Annotated in this window: 15 protein-coding genes; 8 read left to right on the plus strand and 7 right to left on the minus strand. The window is 61.0% G+C overall.

Features of this window, described 5'->3' with window-relative positions:
* Window positions 1-217: 217 nt before the first annotated feature.
* The 6 genes from HYE77_RS19150 (at window position 218) to HYE77_RS19175 (ending at window position 6,684) form a co-directional block, all read left to right on the plus strand.
* Window positions 218-1,132 carry a branched-chain amino acid ABC transporter permease gene (locus HYE77_RS19150; RefSeq protein WP_003217447.1) on the plus strand — a complete coding sequence of 305 codons (915 nt, stop codon included), beginning with the start codon at window positions 218-220 and terminating at the stop codon, window positions 1,130-1,132.
* 2 nt (window positions 1,133-1,134) lie between these two features.
* Window positions 1,135-2,412, plus strand: coding sequence for a high-affinity branched-chain amino acid ABC transporter permease LivM (gene livM, locus HYE77_RS19155; protein WP_177069133.1), 1,278 nt, complete (start codon window positions 1,135-1,137; stop codon window positions 2,410-2,412).
* Window positions 2,409-3,284: an ABC transporter ATP-binding protein gene (locus HYE77_RS19160; RefSeq protein WP_003217442.1), complete on the plus strand. Its 876-nt coding sequence runs from the start codon at window positions 2,409-2,411 to the stop codon at window positions 3,282-3,284. The genes livM and HYE77_RS19160 overlap by 4 nt, the downstream gene beginning before the upstream one ends.
* The gene (locus HYE77_RS19165) at window positions 3,281-3,997 is read left to right on the plus strand and encodes an ABC transporter ATP-binding protein (RefSeq protein WP_010173912.1); all 717 of its coding nucleotides are present in this window, start codon (window positions 3,281-3,283) and stop codon (window positions 3,995-3,997) included. Before HYE77_RS19160 ends, HYE77_RS19165 begins: the two co-directional genes overlap by 4 nt.
* Window positions 3,998-4,787: 790 nt before the next feature.
* Window positions 4,788-5,555: an SDR family oxidoreductase gene (locus tag HYE77_RS19170; RefSeq protein WP_177069134.1), complete on the plus strand. Its 768-nt coding sequence runs from the start codon at window positions 4,788-4,790 to the stop codon at window positions 5,553-5,555.
* A 223-nt stretch (window positions 5,556-5,778) separates the two neighbouring features.
* Window positions 5,779-6,684: a cation diffusion facilitator family transporter gene (locus tag HYE77_RS19175; RefSeq protein WP_008439079.1), complete on the plus strand. Its 906-nt coding sequence runs from the start codon at window positions 5,779-5,781 to the stop codon at window positions 6,682-6,684.
* Here HYE77_RS19175 and HYE77_RS19180 read toward each other — a convergent pair.
* The 5 genes from HYE77_RS19180 to ureE all read right to left on the minus strand — a co-directional run bounded on the left by HYE77_RS19180 (window position 6,656) and on the right by ureE (window position 10,375).
* Window positions 6,656-7,786: an AGE family epimerase/isomerase gene (locus tag HYE77_RS19180; protein ID WP_087692464.1), complete on the minus strand. Its 1,131-nt coding sequence runs from the start codon at window positions 7,784-7,786 to the stop codon at window positions 6,656-6,658. The genes HYE77_RS19175 and HYE77_RS19180 overlap by 29 nt on opposite strands.
* 182 nt (window positions 7,787-7,968) lie before the next feature.
* Window positions 7,969-8,541 (minus strand): HupE/UreJ family protein, encoded by a 573-nt coding sequence (locus tag HYE77_RS19185; RefSeq protein WP_087692463.1) that lies wholly within the window; start codon window positions 8,539-8,541, stop codon window positions 7,969-7,971.
* Between the two features lie 24 nt (window positions 8,542-8,565).
* On the minus strand, window positions 8,566-9,180 hold the full coding sequence (gene ureG, locus HYE77_RS19190; RefSeq protein ID WP_003217431.1) for an urease accessory protein UreG: 615 nt from the start codon (window positions 9,178-9,180) through the stop codon (window positions 8,566-8,568).
* Between the two features lie 23 nt (window positions 9,181-9,203).
* Complete coding sequence (locus tag HYE77_RS19195) at window positions 9,204-9,878, minus strand: urease accessory protein UreF (protein ID WP_003217429.1); 675 nt, start codon at window positions 9,876-9,878, stop codon at window positions 9,204-9,206.
* On the minus strand, window positions 9,875-10,375 hold the full coding sequence (gene ureE / locus HYE77_RS19200) for an urease accessory protein UreE (RefSeq protein ID WP_008439076.1): 501 nt from the start codon (window positions 10,373-10,375) through the stop codon (window positions 9,875-9,877). The genes HYE77_RS19195 and ureE overlap by 4 nt, the downstream gene beginning before the upstream one ends.
* Before the next feature lie 337 nt (window positions 10,376-10,712).
* Here ureE and HYE77_RS19205 point away from each other — a divergent pair, with 337 nt between their 5' ends.
* Window positions 10,713-11,201, plus strand: a complete 489-nt coding sequence (locus tag HYE77_RS19205) for a C40 family peptidase (RefSeq protein WP_003217425.1) — start codon at window positions 10,713-10,715, stop codon at window positions 11,199-11,201.
* 1 nt (window position 11,202) lies between these two features.
* Here the strand turns inward: HYE77_RS19205 and HYE77_RS19210 are convergent, their stop codons facing one another.
* On the minus strand, window positions 11,203-11,835 hold the full coding sequence (locus HYE77_RS19210) for a TetR family transcriptional regulator (protein WP_003217423.1): 633 nt from the start codon (window positions 11,833-11,835) through the stop codon (window positions 11,203-11,205).
* Between the two features lie 151 nt (window positions 11,836-11,986).
* On the minus strand, window positions 11,987-12,436 hold the full coding sequence (locus HYE77_RS19215) for a hypothetical protein (RefSeq protein WP_003217421.1): 450 nt from the start codon (window positions 12,434-12,436) through the stop codon (window positions 11,987-11,989).
* Between the two features lie 368 nt (window positions 12,437-12,804).
* Between HYE77_RS19215 and HYE77_RS19220 the strand changes: the two genes are divergently transcribed.
* Window positions 12,805-14,874, plus strand: coding sequence for an AsmA family protein (locus HYE77_RS19220; protein WP_177069135.1), 2,070 nt, complete (start codon window positions 12,805-12,807; stop codon window positions 14,872-14,874).
* Window positions 14,875-14,912: the final 38 nt, after the last annotated feature.

The following is a 14,912-nucleotide window of genomic DNA, read 5'->3' on the forward strand; positions in this document are numbered from 1 at the left end:
GTGGGAACCGGGCTTTTGTGGGGGCTGGCTTGCCTGCGATAGCGTCACCTCGGGTTGACTGACATTCCGAGGTGTCGCTATCGCGGGCAAGCCAGCCCCCACACACGCCAGCTCCCACACGGGGACTTGGTTGCCAGCCCCTTTTGTGTCTGTCTTTTCCTCCTAGAAGATCCGCACACCCACAGGTGTGCAGGCTCTCACTGCGTGAGATTGCGTTATGGATGGTATTTTCCTGCAGCAACTGGTCAATGGGCTGACCCTCGGGTCGGTCTATGGCTTGATCGCCATCGGCTACACAATGGTCTATGGCATCATTGGCATGATCAACTTCGCCCATGGCGAGGTTTATATGATTTCCGCTTACCTCGCGGCGATCAGTCTGGCACTGCTGGCTTACTTCGGCATCGAATCCTTCCCGCTGCTCATCCTTGGCACCCTGATCTTCACCGTCGTCGTCACCGGCGTCTACGGCTGGGTCATCGAGCGTGTCGCCTACAAACCGCTGCGCAACTCCACCCGACTGGCACCGCTGATCAGCGCCATCGGTATTTCGCTGATCCTGCAGAACTACGCGCAGATCGCCCAGGGCGCCAAGCAACAAGGCATCCCGACGCTGCTGGCCGGCGCCTGGAGAGTCGATATCGGCACCGGCTTCGTGCAATTGACCTACACCAAGGTGTTCATCCTGGTGGCCGCGTTCGTCGGCATGGGCCTGCTGACCTACATCATCAAGTACACCAAGCTCGGCCGCATGTGCCGCGCTACCCAGCAAGACCGCAAGATGGCGTCGATCCTCGGTATCAACACCGACCGGGTCATCTCCTACGTATTCGTGATTGGTGCCGCCATGGCCGCGCTGGCCGGTGTGCTGATCACCCTGAACTACGGCACGTTCGACTTCTATGCCGGCTTCATCATCGGCATCAAGGCATTTACCGCAGCGGTACTCGGCGGCATCGGCTCCCTGCCTGGGGCCATGCTGGGCGGGATCATCCTGGGTATTTCCGAGTCGCTGTTCTCGGGGTTGATCAACTCTGACTACAAAGACGTGTTCAGTTTCTCCCTGCTGGTGGTGATCCTTATTTTCCGTCCCCAGGGCCTGCTCGGTCGCCCACTCGTGGCGAAGGTATAACTATGTCTGCTGCCTACTCTATCGATATCAAGAAAAGTGTCGTCGATGCGGTACTCGCCGGGCTGATTTCGCTGATCGTGTTCGGTCCGATCGTCGGCGTGGTCCTCGACGGCTACAGCTTCAACCTGCAACCGGCGCGTGTCGGCATCCTGGTGGCCATCGTGATGGTCGGCCGGTTCGCCATGAGCCTGTTCCTGCAAACCCCAAGGGGCCTGCGGATTCTGCAAGGGTTTGAAAGCACCGGCTCCGGTGTGCATGTGCTCAAGCCGGACTACAAGTCGCGCCTGCGCTGGATCATCCCGGCGTTGATCGTGATTGCTATCGTGTTCCCGTTCTTTGCCAACAAATACCTGCTGACCGTGGTGATCCTCGGGTTGATCTACGTGTTGCTGGGCCTTGGCCTGAACATCGTGGTCGGCCTGGCCGGGCTGCTCGACCTGGGTTACGTGGCGTTCTACGCCATCGGTGCCTACGGCCTGGCGCTGGGTTATCAATACCTCGGTTTGGGCTTCTGGACGGTGCTGCCGCTGGCGGCGATCTGTGCGGCGTTGGCGGGATGCATACTCGGGTTCCCGGTGTTGCGAATGCACGGTGACTACCTGGCGATCGTGACCCTGGGCTTCGGTGAAATCATCCGCCTGGTGCTGAATAACTGGCTGTCGTTTACCGGTGGCCCGAACGGCATGCCGGTGCCCTCGCCAACGTTTTTCGGCCTGGAGTTCGTGCGCAAGGCGAAGGATGGCGGGGTGCCGTTCCACGAGTTCTTCGGCATCGACTACAACCCCAACATCAAATTCCTGTTCATCTACATCGTGCTGTTCCTGGTGGTGCTGCTGGTGCTGTACATCAAGCACCGCCTGACCCGCATGCCGGTGGGCCGCGCGTGGGAAGCCTTGCGCGAAGACGAAATCGCCTGCCGTTCCATGGGCCTCAACCACGTGCTGGTGAAGCTCTCGGCGTTCACCATCGGCGCGTCCACTGCCGGTCTGGCCGGGGTGTTTTTCGCCAGCTACCAGGGCTTCGTCAACCCGTCGTCGTTCACTTTCTTCGAGTCGGCGCTGATCCTCGCCATCGTGGTATTGGGCGGCATGGGCTCGACCGTCGGCGTGGTGATTGCCGCGTTCGTGCTGACGGTGGCGCCGGAGCTGCTGCGCAGCTTCTCCGAGTACCGCGTGCTGCTCTTCGGCGTGTTGATGGTGGTGATGATGATCTGGCGACCACGAGGCCTGATTCGTATCAGCCGTACCGGTGTCGTCCCGCGTAAAGGAGTGGCGCCATGAGCAAGGAAGTCGTTCTTTCCGTGGAACACCTGATGATGCACTTTGGTGGCATCAAGGCCTTGAGCGACGTAAGTCTCAAGGTCAAGCGCAACTCGATCTTCGCCCTGATCGGTCCCAACGGTGCCGGCAAGACCACCGTGTTCAACTGCCTGACCGGTTTCTACAAAGCCTCCGGCGGCAAGATCGAACTCAATGTGCGCGGCAAGCAGACCAACGTGATCCAACTGCTGGGCGAGCGCTTCAAGGCCACCGACTTTGTCTCGCCGAAAAGCTTCGTCAGCCGGGTGTTCTACAAGATGTTCGGCGGCACTCACCTGGTGAACCGGGCGGGTTTGGCGCGCACCTTCCAGAACATTCGCCTGTTCAAGGAAATGTCGGTGGTGGAGAACCTGCTGGTGGCCCAGCACATGTGGGTCAACCGCAATATGCTCGCGGGCATCCTCAATACCAAGGGCTACCGCAAGGCTGAAAGCGACGCCCTCGACCATGCGTTCTACTGGCTGGAAGTGGTGGACCTGGTGGACTGCGCCAACCGCCTGGCCGGCGAGCTGTCCTACGGCCAGCAGCGCCGCCTGGAAATCGCCCGTGCCATGTGCACCCGGCCGCAGATTATTTGCCTCGACGAACCGGCCGCCGGCCTCAACCCCCAGGAAACCGAAGCCCTCAGCGCGATGATTCGCCTGCTGCGGGACGAGCACGACCTGACGGTGGTGCTGATCGAACACGACATGGGCATGGTGATGAGTATTTCCGACCACATCGTGGTGCTGGACCACGGCAACGTGATTGCCGAGGGTGGGCCGGAAGCGATCCGCAATGATCCGAAGGTGATCGCGGCTTATCTGGGCGCTGACGAAGAGGAACTGGTATGAGTGAGCCAATCCTCGAACTGAAAGACCTGGACGTGTTCTACGGCCCGATCCAGGCCCTGAAGAAAGTTTCGCTGCACATCAACGAAGGCGAAACCGTGAGCCTGATCGGCTCCAACGGTGCGGGTAAATCCACGCTGCTGATGTCGATCTTTGGCCAGCCACGGGCCGAGTCCGGGCAGATCATCTACCGCGGCGTCGACATTACCCACAAGTCGTCCCACTACATCGCCTCCAATGGCATTGCGCAGTCGCCGGAAGGGCGGCGGGTGTTCCCCGACATGACCGTCGAGGAAAACCTGCTGATGGGTACCATCCCGATTGGCGACAAGTTCGCCACCGAAGACATGCAGCGCATGTTCGAGCTGTTCCCGCGTCTCAAGGAGCGGCGCAACCAGCGGGCGATGACCATGTCCGGTGGTGAACAGCAGATGCTTGCCATCGCCCGCGCACTGATGAGCCGGCCCAAGCTGTTGCTGCTGGACGAGCCGAGCCTGGGGCTGGCGCCGATTGTGGTGAAGCAGATCTTCGCCACGCTGCGGGAACTGGCGTCTACCGGCATGACCATCTTCCTGGTGGAGCAGAACGCCAACCATGCGCTGCGCTTGTCGGACCGGGCGTACGTGATGGTCAACGGCGAGATTCGCCTTACCGGCACCGGCAAGGAGCTGCTGGTGAATGAGGAGGTGCGCAACGCCTACCTCGGCGGGCACTGATGTAACTCTGATCGTTCCCACGCTCCGCGTGGGAACGCCTCTTGTGACGCTCTGCGTCACGCTTTGGGACGCGGAGCGTCCCGGCCTGCATTCCCACGCAGAGCGTGGGAACGATCATCCACAGTGCTTTCCTGAAATTGTGGACAACAAATCCGGGCACCTGCCAAAGCGCGACATATAGCCGCCGCAAATCCCTGTTTTGTCACAGTTTTGACTTGTCCCCAAGCACTGTGGAACCGGCTGTGGGTAACGTGGGAGTAGCTGGCTGGAGGCCTTTGTTTTCGCGGCTTGCAGCGTGGTGGTTGTTTATTGATCAGTGAGTTTTTCGTGACCACCCGAGGGGTTTGTCAACCTGTTTAAAGACACAGGTATATGACCGGAATATGTCACTCCGGCCTGTGGATAAGTCTGTGACTAAACTCTGGAAAGAGTGCCGCAGAGGCCGGAATGACTGGCCTGGAGCCATCGTCCTGGTTGCACCGTTTTGAACCGGGCTACATACGGGCTGCGCAAGGTCAAGCAAAAAACTTTTTGAATCGCGCTGAAAGCCTTGTGTAGCGCGGCTTTCAGCTTTTGTACTTGCCCCCAAAGACTGTGGACGGGGCTGTGGATAAGGTGCGCGCACATGGCTGCACGCCACGGCCTGTATGGCTTTCGGGCGATTGGTTGAATTTCGTACAGTATGAGCGGCATTCACCTGTGTCCACAGCGTGTATCAGTTGCCGCCAGCCCGGCAGCCGGGCATTCTGCTGGCTGATTTTTTACCTCGTAGCCCCGCAAGGAGAACACCATGTCCGATACGCTGTTTATTACTGGCGCGACCTCCGGTTTTGGCGAAGCCTGTGCCCGCCGTTTTGCCGAAGCCGGCTGGAAACTGGTGCTCACCGGCCGCCGCGCAGAGCGCTTGAACGCCCTGTGCGCCGAGCTTTCCAAGCAGACCGAAGTGCTCGGCCTGGTGGTGGACGTGCGTGACCGCAAGGCCATGGAAGAGGCGATCGCCAACCTGCCGCCGTCCTTTGCCACGCTGCGTGGGCTGATCAACAACGCCGGCCTGGCGGTGGGCACCGACCCTGCGCCGAAGTGCAGCCTCGACGATTGGGAAACCATGGTCGACACCAACATCAAGGGCCTGCTGACCACCACCAGCCTGCTGTTGCCGCGCCTGATCGCCCACGGCCGTGGCGCTGGCATCATCAACCTCGGTTCCATTGCCGGCAGCTACCCGTACCCGGGCAGCCACGTGTATGGCGGCACCAAGGCCTTCGTCAAACAGTTCTCGCTGAACCTGCGTTGCGACCTGCAGGGCACCGGCGTGCGCGTGACCAACATCGAGCCGGGCCTGTGTGAGAGTGAGTTCTCGCTGGTGCGCTTTGCCGGTGACCAGGCGCGTTATGACGCGACTTATGCCGGTGCCGAGCCGATCCAGCCGCAGGACATTGCGGATACGATCTTCTGGGTGCTTAACACCCCGGCACACGTGAACATCAACCGCCTGGAGCTGATGCCAGTGAGCCAGACCTGGGCCGGGTTTGCGATTGAGCGTGGCGCCAAGGGCTAAGTTCGTCGAGCTGTTGTGGCGAGGGAGCTTGCTCCCGCTGGGCTGCGAAGCGGCCCCAAAAAAGCCAGGGCCGCTCCGCGCCCCATCGGGAGCAAGCTCCCTCGCCACAGGGTTTTGTCAGGTTTGAATATGCGGCAAATCGGCCAAAACAGGACATAAGGTACACTCCACCCCTGAAAACCCCGCCGCGCTGTGCGGTTCAAAGGTTTTGACAGGAGGATATGTGAGTAACCGAGGTGAGCAGTCGCTGCTCAAACAATCGACCATCCTGATGTTCGCCGTGGCGATCGCCGGGATTGTCACAGGGGTGGTGTCGGGCGCCCAATCGATTTTATTCGACGGCTTTTTCTCGCTGATCGCCACCGCCATCAAGGTGCTGATGCTGATCACGGCCAAGCTGATCGCCAAGAAAAGCAACGAACGTTTCCAGTTCGGCTACTGGCACTTGGAGCCCATGGTGCTGCTGATCGAGGGCAGTTTCCTGCTGTTGATCGCCATCTACGCGTTTCTCAACGGCGTGTTCGGCATTATCAATGGCGGGCGCGATATCGAGTTGGGCCTGGTGATCATCTATGCGGCGGTGTTTACCGTCGTCGAGTTCGCCTATTTCTTCTACGTGCGTTACCGCAATCGCACGCTCAAGTCGTCGCTGATCCAGTTCGACAACATCAGTTGGCTGGTGGACGCGATGCTGTCGGTGGGGCTGCTGGTGAGCTTCCTGGCGGCGCTGTTGCTCAAGTCCCAGGGCTATGGGCAGTGGGCGGTATATGTGGACCCGTTGATCCTGATCCTGCTGGCGTTGAGCATGCTGGCGCCGGCCTTCAAGATCCTGCGCCCGGCGCTACGCGACGTGTTGGGAATTGTGCCGGACCAACTGGACGGCAAAGTGCGCGAAGTGATGGAGGCGGTCGTGGCCAGGCATGGTTTCGATGATTACGTGTCCTACGTGCAGAAGCACGGGCGGGCGCGGTTTATCGAGATTCATGTGGTGCTGCCGGCGGATTACCCGGTGGATAACGTCGCCACCCTGGACGGGCTGCGCGAAGAAATATCCACAGGGTTGGGCAAGCCCGACGCGGCCCGCTGGCTGACGATCAGTTTTACCGGGGACCGCAAATGGATTGCGTAAGGCCCAGGTAGCACGTCGCCAAGTGGTAAGGCGTGGTTGACGGCATATCCCGCCGGCTCACGTGCCCCTTGGCATCCAGGCACTCATTCCAGCCTTTGTCGTGCAGGAAGCGCTGCTGCAACGCCAGCAATTGGCGGTGCAGCACGGCTTCACTGTTGGGCCGCAAGGTCAGCGCCCGCAGGTATTCGGCCTGGGCCCAGATACGCTGGGTGCCGTCGCGTACGCTGCCGTCCAGGGCCAGCATGCCGCTGACCGCACCGGTAGCGTTATCCACACCCTTTTGCTCGGCATAGGTGAACGCTTTGTTCAGCGATGTGTGCAGCGGTGTGCCCCGCAGCAAATCCGAAGATTCCAGCAGGAAAAACCATTCGAACTGATGCCCCGGTTCAAACCAGTTATCCACAGCACCCAGCGGTTTTTCCATCATCACCCCGTGTTGGCGGTCGATGAAGCGCTTTTGCATGGCGTTGGCCAAGTCCAGCAATGCGTCCTGGGTGACGGCGTCTTCACGCACGGCCAGCGTGGCGAGGAAGCCTTCGGCAAGGTGCATCAACGGGTTTTGCAGAGGGCCAGACTTGAGGGATGACCAGTTACGCTCCAGCACCGCTTCGTACAGGCCGTCGCCGGTGGCGAAGCGTTCGGCGACCACTTCCAGGGCGGCGTCGAGTACCGATTCCACCAGCGATTCACGTACCTTGGCCCAATAGTGGGCGCAGGCGAAGATGATGAAGGCGTGGGTGTAGAGGTCCTTGCGCTTATCCAGCGGCTTGCCGTGGGCGTCGATGCTGTAGAACCAGCCGCCGTGCTCGGCGTCGTGGAAGTGCCGTTGCAGGGAACGGAACAACGCGGCGGCGCGCTCCTCGGCAAAGGCTGCGCCGGGCTCGCCGATCAGGCTGGCAAACAGGTACAACTGCCGTGCGCAGGCCATGGCGCGATAGCGTTGCGGGGGCAAAGGCCGATGATCGGCGTCCAGGGCCTCATAGGGCAGCGCCAGGTCGGCATTCCAGCCCGGGCCTTGCCAGAGCGGCACGATCAGGTCGTGGAAGTGCGTCAACACGGCGGTCAATTGAGGCTTGAGGGCGGAGCTTGGAGCGATGGGCATCGGCTGGCGTCGTCACGGCAGGGGTGTTTGCGCGACATGGTATCAGGCTTGGGATCGGTGTTGTCTTTACTGCCGCCTTCGCGAGCAAGCCCGCTCCCACATTCGATCGAGTTCCATTGTTGGAATGCCGTCGACTGTGGGAGCGGGCTTGCTCGCGAAGAGGCCCTCAGGAGCACCGAAAATCAGGCAGCGAGCAACCAAACCCCGGTCGCCGCCGAAGCCGCACCCGCCACCCGCACCAACGGCGCAGCCGCCGCCGGCAGGAAACGCACCACGGCATAACCGGCAGCATGCAAAACCGCCGTCGCACCCACAAACCCTATGGCATACGCCCACGGGCTGGACATGTCCGGCAGCTCCAAACCATGGGCCACGCCATGGAACAGTGCAAACAGCGCCGTCGCCGCCACCGCCACGAACAACGGCGGCCGCACCGCCAGCGCTACCGCCAGGCCCAGCGCCAGCACCGACGCGGCAATCCCGCTTTCCAGCGCCGGCAGTTCCAGCCCTTCAAAGCCCAGCATCCCGCCGATCAGCATGGTGCCGACAAACGTGCACGGCAGCGCCCAGCGCGCCGAGCCTTTTTGTTGAGCGGCCCACAGGCCCACGGCGACCATTGCCAACAAGTGGTCGATGCCGCCCAGCGGGTGGCTGATACCGGCCACCAGGCCGTTGTCGCCATGGCCGGGGTGGGCGAAGGCGAGGGCGGGAGTGAGCAGCAAGGCTGCGGCAGCGAGAAGTGTATTGAGGCGCATGGACAGGCTCCTTGTGGGGGTTGATCAGGCTGCGGTCAGCAAGCCCTGGCGTTCGATGAAGGCGACGATTTCTTCCAGGCCGACGCCGGTTTTCTGATTGCTGAAGACGAAAGGTTTACCGCCGCGCATGCGCTGGGTATCGCTGTTCATCAGTTCCAGGGATGCGCCTACCAGCGGCGCCAGGTCGATCTTGTTGATCACCAGCAGGTCGGATTTGCAGATTCCCGGCCCGCCTTTGCGCGGCAGCTTGTCGCCGGCCGACACATCGATCACGTAGATGGTCAGGTCCGACAGTTCCGGGCTGAAGGTGGCCGACAGGTTGTCGCCGCCGGATTCCACCAGGATCAGGTCCAGGCCGGGAAAGCGACGGTTGAGTTGGTCTACTGCTTCGAGGTTGATGGAGGCGTCTTCGCGAATCGCGGTGTGGGGGCAGCCGCCGGTTTCCACACCGATGATGCGCTCGGGCGCCAGGGCCTGGTTGCGCACCAGGAAGTCGGCGTCTTCGCGGGTGTAGATATCGTTGGTGACCACCGCCAGGTTGTAGCGATCACGCAGGGCCAGGCACAGGGCCAGGGTCAGGGCGGTCTTGCCGGAGCCGACCGGGCCGCCGATGCCGACGCGCAGGGGTTGGGTGTTCATGTGATTCTCCAAGATAAAGTGCCCTAGGAACGGAACAGGCGGCTGTACTGGCGCTCATGGGCCATGCACGCCAGGGACAGGCCAAACGCGGCGCTGCCGTAGTGATTGGGGTCAAGCTGGCTGGCGTCCTGCTGGGCTTGTTGCAGCAGCGGCAGCAGTTCGCTGGTCAGGCGCTGGGCGGCTTGTTGGCCCAGAGGCAGCGTCTTCATCAGCACCGCCAATTGGTTTTCCAGCCAACTCCACAGCCAGGCGGCCAGGGCGTCATCCGGGCTGATCTGCCAGGCGCGGGCGGCCAGGGCCCAGCCCAGCGCCAGGTGCGGTTCGGAACGCTGTGCCAGGAACTCTCGGGCGGCGTCATCCAGCTCCGGTAAACCGTTCAATAGCTGGTGCAGGGAATAGCCCATCTGCCGGCTTTCCTGATAAAGCTCGCGGGTTTCACGGCTGGCGCGGTGTTCCTCGCACAACTGCGCGAGGCGTGGCCAGTCCTGTTCGGCGGCGGCCTGGCAGTGGGCGAGCAGCAGCGGCGCTTCGAAGCGCGCCAGGTTGAGCAACAGTTGATCGCTGATCCAGCGCCCGGCACTTGCCGGGTCGGTCACGCGGGCTTGCTCCACGGCCATTTCCAGGCCCTGGGAATAGCTGTAGCCACCAATCGGCAGCTGCGGACTGGCCAGACGCAACAGCGCCCAGGCTGGGTTCATAGGCGTACGCCGAACTGGTGCAGCTTGGGCGGGTAGTTGAAGTCTTCGTCGCCATGGCGGGAGTGGTGGTGGCCGCCGCCATAGGCGCCGTGTTCCGGCTGGAAGGGGGCCTCGATGGTCTCGGTCGTCGCGCCCAACTGATCGAGCATGGCCTTGAGCACGTAGTCATCGAGCAGGCGCAGCCAACCGTCACCCACTTGCAGCGCCACGTGGCGGTTGCCCAGGTGATAGGCGGCGCGGGTCAGTTCAAAGGCATTGCCGCAAGTGACGTGCAGCAGTTGTTCAGGCCGGGCGCACACGCGTACGACACGTCCGTCTTCAGCCTGTAGGAATTCGCCATCGTGCAGCGGCGGTTGGCCGCGCTCCAGAAACAGGCCGACGTCTTCTCCGTCGGCACTGAAACAGCGCAGGCGGCTTTTACTGCGGGCTTCGAAATTCAGCAGCAACTCTGCGGCCCAGACGGGTTGGGGGGCGATTCGGCGGTGGATCACCAGCATCAGAAAGCTTCCAGCTATGAGCGATAAGCAAGCTAGAGCAAGGGTCTTGCCAACCACGCGGGGAGTAGGAATTCCCTGTAGGCAGGCGACTTGTGCCACCTGATGGCGCAGGAAATTATTCCAAAATGTTTCATTTTGGTGCGTGGTTGGATTTATAGCACCGGATCCGGGCGCTCGGCGTTGAATTCCATTGCTTGGTGCATGAAATTTCTTTCATCTTTTATGAGTTTTGATTGCTTGGGACTTTTCCTACGCACTTGCAGGATTTGCCGTGCGTTGCGTTACGCGCTGTTTCATTAGGATTCCGCTCCGTATTTAATCTTCAGCGGTTTCCACCATGTACAAGTCATTTTTCTGTTTACTCATTGTCAGTTTGTCGCTCGCCATTTCATCTGCTTCGGCCAATCTTCAGCGTGCCCCGGCATTCGCGCCGCCACCTACTATCGACAACGTGATCGACCGCGCCCACGAGCTGTTGGGCACGCCCTATAAATTGGGCGGCGCTTCGGTGAAGCAGGGCTTCGATTGCAGCAGCTTCCTGGTGTACCTGTTCAAGACCGAAGCCAACATTCATCTGCCTCGCACCACCTCGGCGATGCACCGCTCAACCGCGGCCACGGTCAAGCGCAATGCGTTGCAACCGGGTGATGCGGTGTTTTTCAGGGGCAATGGGCGCGGCCAGGTCAGCCACGTTGGTCTCTATATAGGAGAGGGCAAGTTCATCCACTCGCCACGCACGGGCAAAAGCGTGCGCATCGACTCACTGGCCAACAGCTATTGGAACCGGAACTACACCACCGCCAAGCGTTTTCACACCGTGCGCTGAGTTATTCGGTGCTGCCCAGGCCTTGCCAATGCTTGAGGCCGATAAAGATGAAACGCAGCTGCTGGGTGATCTTGGCTTGTGGCGTGAGGTGCGCAGGCAGCGCTTCGGCGGGCGGGTCGATAATGTCGGGCAGGGTGGCGAACACGCTCTTGACGATCAGGTCGGCCATCACGTGCAGGCCGTCGGCATCCAGGTGCTGGAGCTTGGGCATCAGGGTCAGGTCGGCGGCGAGGTCGCTGGCGATGTCCTCACGCAGGGCACCAATGGCTTGGCGAACGGCGAGGCTGCCACCGTATTGCTCGCGGGCCAGGAACAGGAATTGCGAACGGTTGGCGGCGACCACATCCAGGAAAATCCGTACCGAGGCATCAATGATGCCGCCCATCACGAATTCGTTGTGGCGTACCAGGCGAATCGTCGCGCGAAAGGTCTGGCCGACTTCGCTGACCAATACCAGGCCCAGCTGATCCATATCGGCAAAGTGACGGTAGAAACCGGTGGGCACGATGCCGGCGGTCTTGGCCACTTCACGCAGGCTGAGGCTGCCGAACCCACGGCCACACTCCATCAGATGGCGGGCTGCGTCCATCAGGGCGAGTCGGGTCTGTTGCTTCTGTTCGGCGCGGGGCAGCATTGGCAGGCGGGCTTTGTGGACAAGGACAGCGACGCACTCTAGCAAATCAGCTTTGCCAGCGTCGAACTTCAAAAGGGAGAAGGGCGTTGCGGTTCACACAAAGTCAAAGCCCGATCGGCTGATCGGGCTTTTTTCCAGGGCCAGCACGGGCTTAGCTCTGTGCTTGATGCAGTTCTGCCAGACGGTCAGCACCGCCTTCCACTACGCCGTCAGCATAAGCGCGTTTGTTGGCGCGGCTCGAACCATCTTCAACCAGGCCTTTCTGTTCCAGGCGATCACGGCCACCTTCGGCAACAGCGTTGCGTTCCATCAGGCGATCAGCGCCACCTTCAACCAGGCCTTTCTGTTCCAGACGGTCACGGCCACCTTCAGCAACGCCTTCGGTGTAAGCACGTTTGTTGGCTTGTTCCGAACCGTTTTCAGTGATGCTGCCGTTGTAGTCGGTGTTGTTCTTGTCCGAAGCGCCGCTGCGAGCCAGGGTTTGGCTGAAGTGGGAAGCGTCGGCTTTCACTTGTGGGGTTGCCTGTTCAGCAGCTGGCAGGGCAAATGCGCTGGTGGCCAGGAGGGAAAGTGCAAAGCTTGCGAGTATTTGGCGTTTCATGATGGGTTGCTCCTTGGGAGGGCGATAAATTGGGTACAGGGCTAATGCTACTCTTGATAAGTCGATATAAAAGTTCATAAACACAATGGTAATAATCAACAGAATTGATTGTTCCCTGCGAAGGCTCTATCTCGCAGGTCTCAAGCCCGCGCTTTTGCACCGAGGTGGGTATTTTCGACACGAACGTGGGTAACAACGGTGCGTCGTTGATGATTGAAACTGTCTGGTTGGTCAGGAAAGGCGGTTTTTATGAGGAATTCATCAATGGGGTTAAACCCCCGCGCCGTTTGTCAGTCGTAGCCATATAAGCTGTAGTCAAAACGCGCGCCGCAAAGCGCCCGCTCAGTCGTAACCTGGAGTCCTGTGCAATGACGCGCACTCGTAAAATTCTCGCCTGGAGCTGCGCCAGCTTCGTTTTGTTAATCGCCATTGTGGTGTTGGTCCTGGTGTTCTTTGACTGGAACCGGATCAAGCCGCCCCTCAACGCCAAGGTCTCCGAAGAACTGCATCGACCGTTTGCCATCAATGGCAACCTGGCCGTGGTGTGGCAGCGCGAGCCCGATGAAGGCGGCTGGCGCGCCTGGACTCCGTGGCCCCATGTGATTGCCGAAGACCTGACCCTGGGCAATCCCGACTGGTCGAAAGCCCCGCAGATGGTCACCCTCAAGCGCGTGGAGTTGCGTATCTCGCCCCTGGCGTTGCTGGCCCAGCGCGTGGTGATCCCGCGTATCGACCTCACCGAACCGAGTGCGCAGTTGCAGCGCCTGGCCGATGGCCGCGCCAACTGGACCTTCAAGTTCGACCCCAAGGACCCGAATGCCGAACCGTCCAACTGGGTGGTGGACATCGGCGCCATCGGCTTCGACAAAGGCCATGTGACCCTCGACGACCAGACTCTCAAGACCCAGCTCGACGTCGTGATCGACCTGCTCGGCAAGCCGATCCCCTTCGGCGAGATTGTCGGCGATGCCGACGCCAGGAAAGCCCTGGAAAAAGGCTCGGCGCCGCAGGATTACGCGTTCGGCCTCAAGGTCAAGGGCCAATACCACGGCCAGAAACTCGATGGCACCGGCAAGATCGGTGGCCTGCTGGCCTTGCAGGACGCGGCCAAGCCGTTCCCGCTGCAAGCCCAGGCCAGGATCGGCGACACCAGCATCGCGCTGGCCGGCACCCTGACCGACCCGATGAACCTCGGCGCCCTCGACCTGCGCCTCAAACTCTCCGGCAGCAGCCTGGGCAACCTGTACCCGCTGACCGGCGTGACCTTGCCGGATTCGCCGGCCTATTCCACCGACGGCCACCTGATCGCCAAGTTGCATGAGGCCAGTGGCGCGTCGTTCCAGTATGAAAACTTCAACGGCAAGATCGGCAACAGCGACATCCACGGCAACCTCGGCTACGTCGCCAGCCAGCCGCGGCCCAAGCTCACCGGGGCGCTGGTCTCCAATCAGCTGTTGATGACCGACCTGGCGCCGCTGATCGGTGCCGACTCCAACGCCAAGCAAAAAGCCCGTGGCGGCGAAAGCAAGCAGCCGGCGACCAGGGTGCTGCCGGTGGAAGAGTTCCGCACCGAGCGCTGGCGCGACATGGATGCCGACGTCGAATTCACCGGCAAACGCATCGTCCACAGTGCTGAATTGCCGTTCACCGATCTCTACACTCACCTGGTGCTGAACGACGGGCAGTTGAGCCTGGAGCCCCTGCGTTTCGGCGTGGCCGGTGGCAAGCTCGACGCGCAGATTCGTCTCAACGGGCGCACCACGCCGATGGAAGGCCAGGCCAGACTCACCGCGCGCAACTTCAAGCTCAAGCAGTTGTTCCCGACCTTCGAGCCGATGAAAACCAGCTTCGGTGAGCTCAACGGCGACGCGGACATTTCCGGACGCGGCAACTCCGTCGCGGCATTGCTTGGCACGTCGAATGGCGATCTGAAAATGTTGATCAACGACGGCGCCATCAGCCGCGGACTGATGGAAATCGCCGGGCTCAACGTCGGCAACTACGTGGTCGGCCGCCTGTTTGGCGACAAGGAAGTGAAGATCAACTGTGCGGCCGCAGACTTCGGCATCAAGTCGGGCCTGGCGACGACTCGCCTGTTTGTGTTCGATACCGAGAACGCGATCATCTACATCGATGGCGCCGCGAACATGGCCAGCGAGCAGCTTGACCTGACCATTACTCCGGAGTCCAAAGGCTTCCGCCTGTTTTCCCTGCGCTCGCCGTTGTACGTCAACGGGCCGTTTATCAAACCGAATGCTGGCGTGAAGGCGGTGCCGCTGATGCTGCGTGGTGCGGGCATGGTTGCCTTGGGTGTGATTGCCGGCCCGGCGGCGGGTTTGCTGGCGCTGGTGGCACCGAGCGGCGATGAGCCGAACCAGTGTGCGCCGCTGCTGCAACAGATGAAGGAAGGCAAGGCACCTAAAACAGTGAAAGGCTAGCTGACAAAACCGTGAACCAAATGTGGTAGCGGGCTTGC

This window comes from Pseudomonas sp. IPO3774 (assembly GCF_013386835.1).
Taxonomy (GTDB): Bacteria; Pseudomonadota; Gammaproteobacteria; order Pseudomonadales; family Pseudomonadaceae; genus Aquipseudomonas.

Bases quoted from the DNA above. Each gene is read 5' to 3' on its own strand.
- HYE77_RS19220 (WP_177069135.1), top strand. From the start codon at position 12,805: ATGACGCGCACTCGTAAAATTCTCGCCTGGAGCTGCGCCAGCTTCGTT.
- ureE (WP_008439076.1), bottom strand. From the start codon at position 10,375: ATGCTGGTGATCCACCGCCGAATCGCCCCCCAACCCGTCTGGGCCGCA.
- HYE77_RS19185 (WP_087692463.1), bottom strand. From the start codon at position 8,541: ATGCGCCTCAATACACTTCTCGCTGCCGCAGCCTTGCTGCTCACTCCC.
- HYE77_RS19170 (WP_177069134.1), top strand. From the start codon at position 4,788: ATGTCCGATACGCTGTTTATTACTGGCGCGACCTCCGGTTTTGGCGAA.
- HYE77_RS19160 (WP_003217442.1), top strand. From the start codon at position 2,409: ATGAGCAAGGAAGTCGTTCTTTCCGTGGAACACCTGATGATGCACTTT.
- HYE77_RS19165 (WP_010173912.1), top strand. From the start codon at position 3,281: ATGAGTGAGCCAATCCTCGAACTGAAAGACCTGGACGTGTTCTACGGC.
- ureG (WP_003217431.1), bottom strand. From the start codon at position 9,180: ATGAACACCCAACCCCTGCGCGTCGGCATCGGCGGCCCGGTCGGCTCC.
- HYE77_RS19215 (WP_003217421.1), bottom strand. From the start codon at position 12,436: ATGAAACGCCAAATACTCGCAAGCTTTGCACTTTCCCTCCTGGCCACC.
- HYE77_RS19205 (WP_003217425.1), top strand. From the start codon at position 10,713: ATGTACAAGTCATTTTTCTGTTTACTCATTGTCAGTTTGTCGCTCGCC.
- livM (WP_177069133.1), top strand. From the start codon at position 1,135: ATGTCTGCTGCCTACTCTATCGATATCAAGAAAAGTGTCGTCGATGCG.
- HYE77_RS19180 (WP_087692464.1), bottom strand. From the start codon at position 7,786: ATGCCCATCGCTCCAAGCTCCGCCCTCAAGCCTCAATTGACCGCCGTG.
- HYE77_RS19150 (WP_003217447.1), top strand. From the start codon at position 218: ATGGATGGTATTTTCCTGCAGCAACTGGTCAATGGGCTGACCCTCGGG.
- HYE77_RS19195 (WP_003217429.1), bottom strand. From the start codon at position 9,878: ATGAACCCAGCCTGGGCGCTGTTGCGTCTGGCCAGTCCGCAGCTGCCG.
- HYE77_RS19210 (WP_003217423.1), bottom strand. From the start codon at position 11,835: ATGCTGCCCCGCGCCGAACAGAAGCAACAGACCCGACTCGCCCTGATG.